Genomic DNA, 13,929 nt, shown 5'->3' on the forward strand with positions numbered 1-13,929 from the left:
ACGGCTGGCTACAAGCTACTTCTCCACGTGGAACACCCCGGCGGCGCCGCGTTCGGCGTCGACCATGCTGTGTGAGACGAACGGGTAATTGCCCGCCTCGGGGAATTCCAGCTCCACGAACCCGCCCTGCGCTGCGGCCAGCGGCAGCACCTGAGCACCCGCAGCCGGGTCGGTCCCGTCCAGCAGGTACCGCCCCTCACTCCACACGGTATCGAACTGGCCACCCACCACATGGAACGAGCTCGCTCGGCTAGGTCCGGCGTCGAGCAGCCAGATCCGCACCCTCTCGCCAACCTTTGCCGGCAGTGGGCTGAACTTGTACTGGTTGGCGTAGCCGTTGAACACCACGGCGTCCGGCGCATCGGCCTGGATCTTGGCCAAATCCGCCACCCCGCCCTGCGGCCCCGCGTAAATCTCGGACTGCACCAGGACGTATTCCTTGTCCACCGGTTTCAGGTTGGGCGGGTCAATGACCACGGCGCCGAACATGCCATTGGCGATGTGTTGGCTCATGGGCATGGTGCTGCAGTGATACATCCAAATTCCGGCGCGCGTGGCCGTGAAGTTGTAGCTCAGCGATTCCCCCGGGTTGATGGTGCGCATGGGTTTATCGGGCGCCAGGGCACCGGCGTGGAAGTCAATGGAGTGCCCCATGGAGCCGTCATTGACCAGCGTGATCTTGAACGTGTCGCCCACCTTGCCGTGCAGCACAGGCCCGGGGGCTGTGCCATTGAATAGCCACAGTTTTTGGGTGACGCCAGGGGATACCTCGCGTTCCTCCTCTGTCACCTTCATGGTCAGCTCATGCACGGTCCCGGCGGGTTCGCTCCCCTGCGCCGTGGCAGGAAGCGGTGGCAGCACGGCGCTGTGCGCGGTGAATCCGGCAGCCGGTTCTTTCATGAAATCGAACACGGCGGGCGGCCCGGCCGGCCCATGATCCATCCCGGGCATGTCCATCCCGTCGCCGGGGGTGGCTGGCGCAGCGGGCGCAACACCCGTGGCCACAATGCTAAATACCATGCCCTGCTGTTTATGCCCGGCAACACTGCACCAGCCTGCAATATCAGCGCCAATGACACCCACGTCCACCGTAGTCTTCTGCCCGGGATAAAGACGCCCGGAATCTTTGCCAATGGCGGTCACCAGGTCATGGACCATGTCATCATTGTTGACCAGGTTGATCACCAGCTTGTTGCCTACCGGGACCTCAATGCTCTCGGGGCTGAACCGCATGTTTTTCATGCTCATCTCCACCGTGGTTGTTTCACCGGTGGCCGTGAGAGCTGTTTGCCCGGTATTCGCGCTTGTGACCCCTGGCAGTGCCTGTGGATCGGCAAGAATTCCCGCCACAATAACAAGTACCACCACGGCAAGCGCGGCCGCGGCCTGTCCCAACCTCCTGCGCGGAGCTGGATCATACCCCGCACTCGCAGGGGCCGTGGACGGAGCCTTGGCGCCGGGCTCTGTTTCAGCCGCTGGCGCTCTTGGCGCCCGCACAGCGTCCGAAGATTTTTTGGGTACTGCCATCGCCAAGAGCGGCAGGAACCAGGCCAACCCCACCAGGACCAGCACGGAGGTGCCTACCCGTACAAGACTGGGCACGGGCAGCAGCGACACCACCAGTGCAGCATTAGTCAGTGCCACCCTGAACCAACCAGCTTGATTGAGCGCCGCTGTTCTGCGTTTGAGAGCTGCCGGGCCGCCGCCCAACACCACGGGCATCAAGTAGGTCAACGCGGAGCCCAGCACCTGTGCCACAAATCCGGCGGCCAGTACCGGCACAACAGCATCAATTCCGTGGTGCAGGCTCTCCCACCCGCTGCTGGTGAACGTCAGCGCCACAAGCCAAATCAGCCCCACCAGCAACCACAGCAGGGCTGCAATGGCAGAAAGCGGAGCGAACGTGGTGGGTGGCTTAGCCCGTACAACCTTGGCCAGCGGCCACAAAATATATGCCACCCCGCCAAGATAAACGAGCAGCCCCACGGAACACAGGAACAGCACCCCCGCCCCGGCACCGGCTGCGGTCAAAAGCACTCCGGCCAACAGCGGAACAACACCTCGCCGCGCTACTGCCTCAGCGCCGTCGGCCACTCTGGTGCGCAGCATGGTGGGCAGCAACGTCATCAACGTCCCCAGCACGGCCAGCCCCACAAACCCCAAAATATTCACACTCATATGAACCAAAAGCAACCGCACATGCGCTTCACCTGTGAGACCGGCGGCGAGCGCAGCCCCCACCCCTGCACCCACGGGAAGCAGCAGGCACCCGGCAACGTAGTACCAAACGGTAGGCCCAAAGCGGGACGGTAAGGCTTTGTGGGCGCGGATACCCAGAACCAGTGCATGCCACGCCACCGCCAGCCCAACACCAATACTGCCAAGGAGCGTCAGCAGCCAGATATTGGCCACCATGGACACAACCACCACCACAATGGAGATGTTCAAAGCGACCAGCCGGGCCACCATGGCACGGTTATTGGGCGTGGGTCCGCGCAACAACGCTTGGGCGAAGTGCCAGCTCCACACCAGGATCGAGTTCGTCACTGCGCCAAGTAACAGCAAGTGCACCATGAGCCAGCTGGAGACAGGAATGTTGCGGTGGAAAAGAACCACCACCACCAGGACCACGAGCCACAGAACGGCCGGCGCATTGGCTCGCAGATGCCAGCGGGATCTGTCCATGGACGGCTTGGCCGCCAAGTTACCGGAGGCTGCGGGTGCGGAGCCGATTCTCACGCTGTTACCTTCTTTGCATGGGTGGACTGCCAGATGGCCATGACGGCAAACAACAGGATGCAGATGACGTTCAGGACGCCGCCGGTGACCCACGCGCCGTGGTTCCCCGCGCCGTCGCCCATTCCCAAGCGGATGATCAGGGACAGGTGCAACAGGGCCGCCGGCAACCAGAAGCCGGGCGTGTACGGCAGTGGTTTGCGCAGCACGGCGGGCAGGATCACGGGTGCGTGCGCCATGATCATGGAGATCGTAAAACCAAGGAAGACGGCGTGGATGGCGACGTCGTAGGAGGCGCCGGTCAGTGGCCCCTCCTGCAGGGCAAGCACCACGCCGGCCACAGCCAACCAGCCATAACCCGCCAGAAGGCACGCGCCAATGTAGCGCGGCAGCCCTACACCGCGGATGGTTTTGCGGGCGGCGTCGTACCCGGTCAGCCAGGCGACGAGGCTCAGGAGCAGAACGCCGTAGAGCGCGTAGCCCACGGCGGGCCACAGCAGTGTTGCGCAGGTGGCGCCGAGCAGGGCCAAGGAGTTGGCCAGCAGGAGTGGCTCGGCGTGAGGGCTGCGGATGCCGATCCGTGCCAGTTCCAGGCGTTCCCCCGCAATGGTCAGAACAACAAAGGTGATCAGAAAGGGCAACAGCGCCGGGATGCTGGGGATCCGCAACCAGAGGGCTGCTGCGGCAATGGCGCTGATGGCACCCAGTATCTGAATGAGCACCACGTTCTCATACTGACGGCGCCACAATGGGAGGTAGACCAGAGTCATGGCGATGGTCCCGGCCAGCAAAACAGTCTTACCAATCCACAGCTCCAGCGGGGAAATCAGTAGCAGCCCGGCGATTCCCAGCAGTGCCGGGGAGACGTAGCCCAACGCCTTATTCAGGGCCACCGAACGTTCAAGGGCAATGACTGTGCCCACAAAGCTGAGGACCAACGCCATGCCGTGGACTTGTGGGAAGCGGTCCACTTTCAGCGGCGCATCCGTACCCAGAAGCTGCAGACCAGCGTTCAACCCAATCATCAGGACCACCCCGGCCGGCAACAGGACCAACATCCGGAAAACGGGTCTGCGCAGCACACTGATTTTGCGTTTCGGTGCAGCTTTTGCGCTTGTTCCAACGGCGCTGGTGGATTTCATGGAGTTCCGGCTGCGTGAGCTGTTGTTTCTTTACCTGTTGCTTGTGTGCCAGCCGCGGCACCCAGCGGGAGGTGCAGAGTACACCGGCCCGGTCCGGAAAACGGCAACAACTCCACCTCACTCTCGGCAAGTCCACTACCTGTGAGGAGTCCCTTGACCAGGCCCAGGTGTACGGCACATACCACCTCCGGATTATCCCGGGCGGCCTCCACAATGGGGCAGGTTGTCAGCACCAGCTCCGTTGCGTCCCGATTTTTCTGGACACCAAACCCTGCCTCGACCAGAGCATTACTGACACCTGACCGCGCCGTTTTAGCGGCGGCCTTGCTGATGGTTTTGGCCGCGGCGCCTCCGCCCTCAGGAGCCGTAGCGGCGCTGAATTCTGGCAGATTATCTGGCGAATTTCCGGCAGGCTTCAGGGCCTGAGCCCAGGCACGCCCCGCGTCTTCTCCCTCGGCAGCAGGATGGTGACTGTGGAGGGCAATGTGTTTGGCAAGGGCCGCTGCCAGCGCCGCATAACCAACAGGCCCGGCCGGCGAAGCGGAGGCCTGGTACTGCCAGGCTGGCCGGCCGCGTCCCACCTTGGGCGCTGCAGTCCTTGTTGCATAGGAAGTCTCAACGAGCGCTTCTAGATGCTCGCGCACAGTGTTGGGGTGCTGGCCCGTTTCCGCAGACAGCTGTTCAACGCTCAAGGTGGCATCATGCAGGCGCAAGCGGGCCAGCACGGTGGTCCGCGCTTTGGACATGGGAATTACTGGTTCACCGCCGCCTTGCCTGGGCCCGTTTGGTGGTGCAACCGCTAGTTTATTTTCCACGGAATTAAGTGTAGTAATATATTCGCATAATCTCCATTCCCCGCTACGCTCGCGCCGTTATGAAAGGTTCCCCTCGTGAACAACCTCATCCTTGCCTCATCCGCCACCGAGGCAGCAGCCCTCGAGGAGGCGCACACCCGGCTGGCGGAAGCCGCCGGCACCCTAGGGACGTTGAGCAATAACTTGCTCGCGGCTGCCGCCAACCCCTCCGGAGCGTCTCTGGTAGAAGCAGATCAAGGCGCATTGGTTGAATTTGCCGAACAGGAACTGCTTCCCTTGGCCGCAGCACTGTCAGGGGCCTTCCTTGCAGCAAACAAAGAAGCCGGGCCACTGAACGTGGTTGCCGCCTTGGCTTCTGGGCACCATGCCCGGCTCATCGAGGCAACAAAGGGCTTGGAAGTTCAAGAATTGTCACTGAAAATGGTGCATGCCGACGGCCGGTTACAAGAAGCCGCCACTGCGTTCCTAAACCAGGCCAATGAGCTGTTGCTGCCTGCTCTGGCGCAGGAACCAACGCTCTCACTCGCGGCAATCCTCCCGGCACGCACCGCCGGGACAGCGCTGCCGAGCCAGGCGCCGGCGTTGGGCGGGTGTGCCTGCGGCGGGCACGACGAGCCAGGCCTGTCAGAGCTGGATACGCGCGTCATCCCCCACGCCATCCGCCACGCCACCATTTTCGGCGCGTTGGAGGGACTGAACCCAGGAAAAGGCATTCTGCTGATCGCCAATCACAACCCGCTGCCGCTACTAGCCCAACTGGAACAGCGCTCGGCCGGTAAGTTTGACGTCACCTACGTGGAGAACGGTCCGGAATTGTGGAAGCTGTCCATGGTCCGAAACTAACGCGGACGCTTCAGCCGGCACTCGAACACAAAAAAGACGGCGCTTGCGGATTCGGACACCGGTAGACAGGTGTCCGAATCCGCAAGCGCCGTCCCTTTTGGAAACGAAACGCGCGGACCTTACAGAGCGGCTTCGATCGCGGCCGTGGCCAACGGGTCGGAGTCGTTCAGGAACGTGGTGATGCGTGCAGCTTCATCGGATTCACCAATGGCGCCGGCGGCCCGTCCCAGAGCATAGAGCGCCCGCAGGAATCCGCGGTTGCCCTCATGAGTGTAGGGAACCGGACCCGTGCCGCGCCAGCCGTTGCGGCGCAATGCGTCCAAGCCGCGGTGGTAGCCGGTGCGGGCATACGCGTAGGACTCAATGGTCCGGCCCTCGGCATATGCCTCGTCTGCCAAAATGGCCCACAAAAGCGATGACGTCGGGTTGGTAGCGGCCAGGTCAACGGCCTCATCCCCTGCATCCAGACGTGACTGGACCTCCGCCTCGACCGGGAGCAACGTGGGCTCGGGACCGAGGAGATTTCGGCGGAAAGAATCGCTCATATTACTTGAACGTCTTGCCAGCGGAGCCCAGCTGTGAGGCTGCTTCAACAACGCGTGCTGCCAGACCCTTTTCGGCGGCTGCACCCCAAACGCGGGGGTCGTAGGTCTTCTTGTTGCCCACTTCGCCGTCAACCTTCAGCACGCCGTTGTAGTTGGTGAACATGTGATCAACCACAGGGCGGGTGTAGGCGTACTGGGTGTCGGTATCGACGTTCATCTTGATGACACCGAAGGAAACGGCGTCAGCAATTTCCTGGTCAGAGGAGCCCGAGCCGCCGTGGAAGACCAGATCGAAGGGGTTTTCCTTGCCGATCTTGGCGCCAACAGCTGCCTGGATTTCCTTCAGGAGCTCCGGGCGCAGCTTGACGTTGCCAGCCTTGTACACGCCATGGACGTTACCGAAGGTCAGTGCCGTGATGTAGCGGCCAAATTCGCCTGATCCCAGCGCGGCAACGGTGGCCAGGCCGTCTTCAATGGTGGAGTACAGCTTGTCGTTGATGGCGTTCTCAACGCCGTCTTCTTCGCCACCAACAGCACCGATCTCAACTTCAAGGATCATTTTGGCTGCGTGCGTGCGGGCCAGCAGTTCGCGGCCAATGCGCAGGTTCTCTTCGAGAGTCTCGTGCGAGCCATCCCACATGTGGGAGTTGAAGATGGGGTCCCGGCCGGCCTTGACCTCAGCCTCGGAAGCTTCCAAGAGGGGAAGGACAAATCCGTCCAGCTTGTCCTTGGGGCAGTGGTCGGTGTGCAGGGCCACGTTGATGGGGTAGTTCTTGGCAACTTCGCGTGCGAACGCTGCGAAGCCCAAGGAACCGGCAACCATGTCCTTGACGCTGGCGCCGGACCAGTAGGCTGCGCCACCGGTGGAAACCTGGATGATGCCGTCAGTTCCGGCATCGGCGAAGCCCTGGAGGGTTGCGTTCAGTGTCTGGGAAGACGTCACGTTGACCGCCGGGTAGGCGAATCCGCCAGCTTTGGCGCGGTCGATCATTTCGGCATACTTGTCCGGTGTTGCGATGGGCATTGAAAGCTCCTCTGGGCTGAACGGTACTAAGAGTCTGGCAACAGGCCAGCTCCCGCATGACTACTCCCATCTTAGCCAGTGCCCTCACGGCAGCGAAGTTCGTGTCGCTGCTGCCCAATTTGTGGACTGGCCAGGCACGACGGCGCGCCCCGGCTTCAGTGCCGGGACGCGCCGTCGTGCTGGTGTGCTTGCTGTAGTTATCTGCCGTGCCGGCTGATGGCCAGGGCGAAGCCGTAGTTCATACTGCCGATGCCCGTGACATTGTCATAGCCTTTGGTGGTGGTCAGGGACGTGTCAAGGTTCATCGATACCAGGTACTGGTTCCCCGTACTAGGGCTGGTAAATGCCAGTGCCTGTTGCCTGCGCGGCGATACCACGTCGGTGAACGTTCCCCGTTGCTGGCGGCTGGTGGAGTAGATGACGGGGTTCGCGAAGCCGAGCGTTTTGCCGCTGACTTGCTGGGCCACAGCCATCTGTCCGGCCGACAAGGGCGCGGCCAGGGACGTGCCTCCGTACGTTTGGATGGTGAAAGGATCGGTGGTCAGGGTGCTGTCATTGTTGATGGGGCTGATGCCGATCACGTATCCGGTGTAAGGATCCGCCAGCGAGGAAATATCAGGTACAACCCGCTGGCCGAGTGAGAGCGAACGGGGCACCACACCTTTTTGGTAGGTGGGTTGGGCAAAGACTGCGCTGACGCCGCCCCCGGCACCTCCACGAAATTCGGCCCCGGGGAGGGCCGATACATAGGCGCCGTCAACGATCTGGTCACGCACACTGCCCCACCCTGTCTCAAACATGTACGTGCCCTTCTTGGACACCGCAAGGCTTGTGCCTCCCACCGCGGTGACCCACGGCGAGCTGGCAGGGAAGTCCGGGGATGTGTAGCCAAGGTTTGCGGCTTCATCGCCCGAATCACCGCTGGAGAAGTACAACCCGATCCCTTCACCTGCTGCCTGCAGTTGGATGTTGACCTCGCCGAGGATGACATCCGCCGGGAGCGCCTCGCCAAGGTTGCCGTAACTGTTGCTGACAATGTTGGCCAGTTTGTGGTCGAGGATTTTGGACATGGCAACGTCCAGCCCGCCGCCACAGTTGAACCCGCCAACGTACAGGATCTTGGCCGCAGGTGCTGTGCCGTGGACTGAGGCCACGTCAAGGGCCTGTTCTGGCTGCCATCCGCTAGGTCCGCCACAGAGATCCTGATCAACAAACTCGCTGGGATCTGGGACAATCTGCTGGTAGCTGTGCCCATCCATTTGCGGCAACCCATAGGTGGCCGAGTACGTGTTAATGTCTGAGAGCATGGTGGGCGATGCGTAGGCGTCAATGATCGCCACGGTTTGCCCCCTGCCGTCAGCGGCTGGGCGGCCGTGGCCCGTCTTGGTCAGATCGCCCTTGCCGTAGGCAGACTGGATCTGATGTGGAGTGTAACCACACACGTACGTCGGATAGCTGGTCTTGCCATAGGCGCTGGGAACCGTATCGCTGTGCTGCCCAAAGTAGTTTGAGCAGGCCGCTGTTGGTGCTGGCGGCTGGGTGTGGCGCGCCTGCGGCGTTGGCTGGGTGCCGCCGTCGGGCGTGGCGTAGTTCGGGTGGGTGAGCAGGCTGCCCTGATCAACCGAGACCCCGGCAACCGGGGCCGCAATACTCGCCGGCAGGGTTGGCGCCTTGGACGGGCCCACCACAGTGGTTCCCTTGAAGTCATAGTTGTGTAGCTCGGCCTTAAACGTGGCGTTCAGCTGTGCCACGGTGCCCCGAAACACCACGAACAGGCGGCTCTCAGGCGTTCCGGTGATAACCAAACCCTGATCTTTGAGGTAGGTGAGCACGGAGTCATACGACTTTTGGGTCGGCGAATACCTGCCAATCCATTGGGCCGGCGAAAGCCACTGGCCGTAGCTGCGGTTTCCGGGTGTGGAGACTGCCGTGGCCAGCGCCTTGGCGCCCCTGAGATCGCGGAGCTGGAAGTAAATTTCGCCTTCAACTGTTGTGTCCGCGGCTGCGGCCCCCTCATTGTTTGCCGGTTGGGCCCAACTGGGCACACCGCCGGGATACGCCGTGTCTGAGGATGTTGGGGCGGCCGTTGCCGCTGTCGTGCCAAAGGCGAGAACGCAGGCCATGGCAGCACCGATGGCCAGAGTTTTGCTGAAAAATTTTCGCGGTTTGAATGATGTTCTCATCAGAGATCCTTCACCGGGCAGGCACCCTTTGCGCCCGCACACTGCCGAGCCTAGACCCGCTGTGTTTTGGCTGACTAGAGTCTGGGAAGAAGCTATGAATCTTTTATTTAAAGCACATGCTGGTTGAAAACGTGCCTGCGAATCCATGCGTGCATGGCAATGCCGGCGGCCGAGGCTGCGTTGATGGAGCGGGTGGAGCCGAACTGTTCAATGGACAGGGTGGTTTGTGCAGCGGCGTGCACCTCATCACTTAGCCCGGGGCCTTCCTGGCCAAAAACAAAAACGCAGTTCTTGGGCAGTTCATAGGTTTCCAGCTGTTCGGAGTCCGGGAAAATATCGATGCCAATGATCACCAAACCCTCACGCTGTGCCCACGAAACAAAGTCCTCAACGGTGGGGTGGTGGCGGACGTGCTGGTAGCGGTCGGTGACCATTGCGCCACGCTTATTCCACCGCCGCCTTCCAATAATGTGCACTTCCTTGGCCAGGAACGCATTTGCGGTGCGCACTACGGTGCCAATGTTCATGTCATGCTGCCAGTTTTCAATGGCCACATGGAAGTCGTGGCGGCGGGTGTCCAGCTCGGCCACAATGGCTTCCATAGACCAGTACCGGTACTCGTCCAGAACGTTGCGCCGGTCCCCGTTGGCCAGGAGTTCAGGGTCCCACTGGTCCCCTTCAGGTAGCGGCCCCTCCCACGGACCAAGACCGACTTCATGGTGCAATTCCGGATGCTCGGGGCTCAAAGCATCATCTGGGGCAGGGGTTTCACCGGTTTTACTCACCGTTCAACTTTACGCACATGTGCCCGGCATCAATGCAACGGGGCCATTCTCTGCAAGACTGGAATCCTAAATCCACGCCCAAGGAGCCTCATGACACAGCAATCTTCACGCCAGCCTGCCGATATTGAATGCTGGCTTACCGACATGGACGGCGTTTTAGTCCACGAGAACAAGGCTGTACCCGGTGCCGCTGAGTTGATTCAGCGCTGGGTGGATACCTCCAAACGCTTCTTGGTGCTAACAAACAACTCCATCTTCACCCCGCGCGATCTTGCAGCCCGGCTGAAAGCGTCAGGACTGGATATCCCCGAGGAAAACCTGTGGACATCTGCGCTGGCCACGGCCCAATTTTTGAAATCTCAAATGCCGCATGGGCGCGCCTTTGTGATTGGTGAAGCCGGGTTGACCACGGCATTGCATGAGGCTGGTTTTATCCTCACCGACCAGAAACCTGACTACGTGGTGCTCGGTGAAACCCGCACCTACTCCTTCGAAGCCATCACCCAGGCGATCCGGCTCATTGGTGACGGTGCCCGTTTCATCTGCACCAACCCGGATGCTACCGGCCCCTCCAAAGAGGGTCCCATGCCGGCCACCGGCGCCGTGGCAGCACTGATCACCAAGGCCACCGGCCGTGAACCTTATATTGTGGGTAAGCCGAATCCCATGATGTTCCGTTCAGCCATGAACCGGATTCAGGCGCATTCCGAGACGACCGCCATGATTGGTGACCGGATGGATACCGACATCATTGCGGGGATGGAAGCGGGACTGCACACGGTACTGGTGTTCAGCGGAATCACTCAACCCGAAGACATCGATGCCTACCCGTTCCGTCCGGATCAAACCATGAATTCGGTAGCTGATCTAATCCCCCACGTTTAATTCTGTTCCTGTCTCTTAGGCAGCAGGGTGCAGTGATGCGGTGATGGACTGTAGCAAACGTTTGCTGCTGGCCCATTCAGAGGATTTGGCTTCAACCGTCATGCGGTGGCTGACTCCCGTGGAATCGTAGGCAACGAAGTATTCTCCGGTGACATCGCCTTGGTAACTGTGGCAGGTGTAACCGTAGCTGTATCCATACATGCCGTCCCGCTCCACAATGGCTGGCTCGTTGGTGTACCCGAAATCATCTAGGCAGCCAAAGCCCGCCGTGCTGCGGTAATAGAGTAACTCGTCTGGGGATGCAGCAAGCTGTCCCGCCAGTCCTTGATCGATCGCAGTATGGATCTTCTCTGGGGTGACGGCGGCTTCAGGCCGGGCGCCGCCCTCGTAGACCATTAGCGCTGTGGCATCCTTGACTTTGTTAATGGCGCTGAAGCGTTCCTCCGGCTGGCTCCCGTCACTATTGATGACAGTCTTGTTTTCATCGGTGCGGAGCCAGCCCTCTGGGTATTGGAATGAGGCTCCCGTTACAGGTGCCGCCACCATGTTCGCTTTGACCCCGCCACCTAGCAAAGTGGAAACCAGCACCACCGCGCCAATTACGCCAGCCAGCGCGAGCACCCCGCCACCGGCCAGAATCCAAGGCAGTGCTGGCTTCTTCTTGGGTGCCGGCTGTATGAAATGCGGCGTCCCATAGTAGGGCTGGGCATACTGTTGCTGGGGTGCGTACTGCGGATACTGCTGGCCCGTGTTGGGGTCTGGGACGTGAGCGGGATAGTCCGGCCACGGAGGCTGCTCTGACATGTGAGACTCTTTCATTTGAACCAACCGGGCGCACTGCAGCCCTCCCAGGAGCCTATTGGCCGGATCAAATTTCCGCGATGGGGAGAACTCACCCCAGATGGTACCCACTATTCATCTGCAAAAAGCCTGCAGGACAGCCGGGCAACAAACACTCTCTCACCGGGCTCTCAAATCTAGATCGGGGCTCCGCAGCACTACCCTTGGTAGGGCCGTTAGTTTTAGACGTCGCAAACGGCCAAGCACTTCAAGTAGGGGAGGCCAGCGTGGACCGCGTAACAAGATTGTTGCAGCTCAGCGATGTTCCGGAGCTGACCGCACTGTGCAGTGAAAACCGGGAATTCTTAGCTCCGTGGGAACCGCTCCGTGATAAAGATTTCCACACCGAGACCAAACAACGAGCTCTGGCAGAGGCTGCCTTGGAAGCCCATGCAGCTGGTACCCGGGTGCCGTTACTCATTCTGAATCAGGGAGGGCAGCTGGCCGGTTTCTTGAACATCAACGGAATCGTCCGTGGCTCTCTCCAGTCTGCGAGTCTGGGCTATTGGGTGTCCCGTACCGAAAACGGTGCCGGCCTAGCCACGGCAGCCGTGGCAGACGCCGTCGAACATGCCAGAAGTAGCCTCGGCTTGCACCGTTTGCAGGCTGAAGCCTTGCTTCACAATGCCGGTTCGCAACGTGTTCTAGCGAAGAACGGCTTCACCCGTTTCGGGATGGCGCCGAAGTACCTGAAAATTGCCGGACGCTGGCAAGACCACGAGCTCTTCCAAAAGATCCTGGACTAGGCCTAGCAGCCCAGTTCTCTAACGGCCCAGCTGCCCGCCGGAGAGTTCCAGATAGCAGTTGCCGCACAGCGATTCGTACCAAACCTCGGCACCCTCGATGGCGACCTGGTCGCCGTCGAACACTACATCTTCGCCCACGCGGCGGGTGTTGAACATGGCTTTCCGGCCACAGCGGCAGATGGTTTTGAGCTCTTCTAGTGAGTGTGCAATTTCCAGCAGCCGCGCCGCGCCGGGGAAAGCCTTGGTGCGGAAGTCGGTGCGCAGCCCGTAGGCCAGCACGGGGACTCCGTCCAGGACGGCGATCCGGAAAAGGTCATCCACTTGGGCAGGGTCAAGGAACTGGGCCTCATCCACCAACAGGCACGCGACAGGTGCCATGTCCATGTGTTTGAGCAGCGCATCGGGATCGTCACCGCGCATGTGGCTGGCGAACAGTTCCCGCGCGTCGGTGCCAGGCGGGATGACGAAGTCAACGTCACGGCTCACCCCCAGGCGCGAGACTATTGCGCTCTCACCCTTCGTGTCCACGCCGGGCTTGGCCAACAGAACCCGCTGGCCGCGTTCTTCATAGTTGAACGCGGCCTGCAGCAAGCCGGTGGACTTGCCTGAATTCATGGCGCCGTGACGGAAATACAACTTCGACAAAACAAGCCTTCCAAATCGTTAGGCAGTGGGAGGGTGTGGATGGGCCCACGCGCCCGAGGGACCCGCTGCGAGCCCGCGAGCAGTGGGAGGGTGTGGATGGGCCCACGCGCCCGAGGGACCCGCTGCGAGCCCGCGAGCAGTGGGAGGGTGTGGGGACTACGAGAGGCCGAGCTCATCCTTGCCGAAGATGAACAGGTACGGGACGTTGGCTTCTGCTTCGATACGCTCTTTGGCTCCGGTATCGCGGTCCACGATGACGGCGACGGCCTGGATGTTGCCGCCGGCCTTGCGCACGCCTTCAACAGCGGCCAGTGCGGATCCGCCGGTGGTGGAGGTATCTTCCAACACCACTACCTTGCGTCCGTCAACGCTGGGGCCTTCAACCTGGCGGCCCATGCCGTAGGACTTCTGCGCCTTACGGACCACAAACGCATCGATGGCACGGCCGGCATCTCCGGCTGCATGCATCAGTGCCGTGCCGACGGGGTCTGCGCCCATGGTCAAGCCGCCGGCGGTCTCAAAGTCAATGCCGGCGTCGTCCAACATGGCCAGCATGACACGGCCGGCGAGTCGGGAAGCCTCGTGATGGAGGGTAATGCGGCGCAGATCAATGTAGTAATCGGCCTCCTTGCCGGAGGAGAGGATCACCTTGCCGTGGACAACGGCGAGTTCCTTAACGAGTTCGAGCAGGCGGGCGCGGTCAGCGGCAAGAGTTGAGGTCATGGGATCCATTCTAATTG

At 61.1% G+C, this 13,929-nt stretch carries 14 protein-coding genes; 4 read left to right on the forward strand and 10 right to left on the reverse strand.

Going from position 1 to position 13,929, the window contains the following annotated elements; all coding sequences use genetic code 11:
- Positions 1–15: 15 nt before the first annotated feature.
- The 3 genes from RY113_RS10055 to RY113_RS10065 are packed head-to-tail and all read right to left on the reverse strand — an operon-like array spanning position 16 to position 4,693.
- The gene (locus tag RY113_RS10055) at positions 16–2,739 is read right to left on the reverse strand and encodes a multicopper oxidase domain-containing protein (RefSeq protein WP_315914455.1); all 2,724 of its coding nucleotides are present in this window, start codon (positions 2,737–2,739) and stop codon (positions 16–18) included.
- On the reverse strand, positions 2,736–3,878 hold the full coding sequence (locus tag RY113_RS10060; protein ID WP_315914456.1) for a hypothetical protein: 1,143 nt from the start codon (positions 3,876–3,878) through the stop codon (positions 2,736–2,738). Before RY113_RS10060 ends, RY113_RS10055 begins: the two co-directional genes overlap by 4 nt.
- Entirely contained in the window at positions 3,875–4,693 is an 819-nt protein-coding gene (locus RY113_RS10065) for a hypothetical protein (RefSeq protein WP_315914457.1), read from the reverse strand. Before RY113_RS10065 ends, RY113_RS10060 begins: the two co-directional genes overlap by 4 nt.
- A gap of 75 nt (positions 4,694–4,768) precedes the next feature.
- Between RY113_RS10065 and RY113_RS10070 the strand changes: the two genes are divergently transcribed.
- Positions 4,769–5,536, forward strand: a complete 768-nt coding sequence (locus tag RY113_RS10070) for a DUF2249 domain-containing protein (RefSeq protein ID WP_308467750.1) — start codon at positions 4,769–4,771, stop codon at positions 5,534–5,536.
- A 119-nt stretch (positions 5,537–5,655) separates the two neighbouring features.
- Here RY113_RS10070 and RY113_RS10075 read toward each other — a convergent pair whose 3' ends face one another.
- The gene (locus RY113_RS10075; protein ID WP_110105886.1) at positions 5,656–6,081 is read right to left on the reverse strand and encodes a DUF3151 domain-containing protein; all 426 of its coding nucleotides are present in this window, start codon (positions 6,079–6,081) and stop codon (positions 5,656–5,658) included.
- Position 6,082: 1 nt separating this feature from the next.
- Positions 6,083–7,105 carry a class II fructose-bisphosphate aldolase gene (gene fbaA, locus RY113_RS10080; protein WP_110105885.1) on the reverse strand — a complete coding sequence of 341 codons (1,023 nt, stop codon included), beginning with the start codon at positions 7,103–7,105 and terminating at the stop codon, positions 6,083–6,085.
- 56 nt (positions 7,106–7,161) lie between these two features.
- On the opposite strand from fbaA, the gene RY113_RS10085 reads away from it, so the two are divergent.
- Positions 7,162–7,302 (forward strand): hypothetical protein, encoded by a 141-nt coding sequence (locus tag RY113_RS10085; protein ID WP_170120937.1) that lies wholly within the window; start codon positions 7,162–7,164, stop codon positions 7,300–7,302.
- Here RY113_RS10085 and RY113_RS10090 read toward each other — a convergent pair whose 3' ends face one another.
- Positions 7,303–9,288, reverse strand: coding sequence for a S53 family peptidase (locus RY113_RS10090; RefSeq protein ID WP_315914458.1), 1,986 nt, complete (start codon positions 9,286–9,288; stop codon positions 7,303–7,305). It abuts the gene before it with no gap.
- Positions 9,289–9,395: 107 nt separating this feature from the next.
- A complete protein-coding gene (locus tag RY113_RS10095; protein ID WP_315914636.1) occupies positions 9,396–10,034 on the reverse strand; it encodes an RNA methyltransferase in 639 nt (212 codons plus the stop codon).
- Positions 10,035–10,163: 129 nt separating this feature from the next.
- On the opposite strand from RY113_RS10095, the gene RY113_RS10100 reads away from it, so the two are divergent.
- Positions 10,164–10,958, forward strand: a complete 795-nt coding sequence (locus RY113_RS10100; protein WP_110105883.1) for an HAD-IIA family hydrolase — start codon at positions 10,164–10,166, stop codon at positions 10,956–10,958.
- A gap of 15 nt (positions 10,959–10,973) precedes the next feature.
- Here the strand turns inward: RY113_RS10100 and RY113_RS10105 are convergent, their stop codons facing one another.
- The gene (locus RY113_RS10105; protein ID WP_315914459.1) at positions 10,974–11,762 is read right to left on the reverse strand and encodes a hypothetical protein; all 789 of its coding nucleotides are present in this window, start codon (positions 11,760–11,762) and stop codon (positions 10,974–10,976) included.
- Between the two features lie 263 nt (positions 11,763–12,025).
- Here RY113_RS10105 and RY113_RS10110 point away from each other — a divergent pair, with 263 nt between their 5' ends.
- Positions 12,026–12,544 carry a GNAT family protein gene (locus tag RY113_RS10110; RefSeq protein WP_315914460.1) on the forward strand — a complete coding sequence of 173 codons (519 nt, stop codon included), beginning with the start codon at positions 12,026–12,028 and terminating at the stop codon, positions 12,542–12,544.
- 18 nt (positions 12,545–12,562) lie between these two features.
- Here RY113_RS10110 and RY113_RS10115 read toward each other — a convergent pair whose 3' ends face one another.
- Together RY113_RS10115 and pyrE are read right to left on the reverse strand one after the other, a co-directional pair.
- Entirely contained in the window at positions 12,563–13,189 is a 627-nt protein-coding gene (locus RY113_RS10115; protein WP_110105880.1) for a thymidine kinase, read from the reverse strand.
- 156 nt (positions 13,190–13,345) lie between these two features.
- On the reverse strand, positions 13,346–13,912 hold the full coding sequence (pyrE, locus tag RY113_RS10120) for an orotate phosphoribosyltransferase (RefSeq protein WP_110105879.1): 567 nt from the start codon (positions 13,910–13,912) through the stop codon (positions 13,346–13,348).
- Positions 13,913–13,929 lie beyond the last annotated feature (17 nt).

The sequence above is a fragment of the Arthrobacter sp. lap29 genome, assembly GCF_032458965.1.
Taxonomy (GTDB): domain Bacteria; phylum Actinomycetota; class Actinomycetes; order Actinomycetales; family Micrococcaceae; genus Specibacter; species Specibacter psychrochitiniphilus.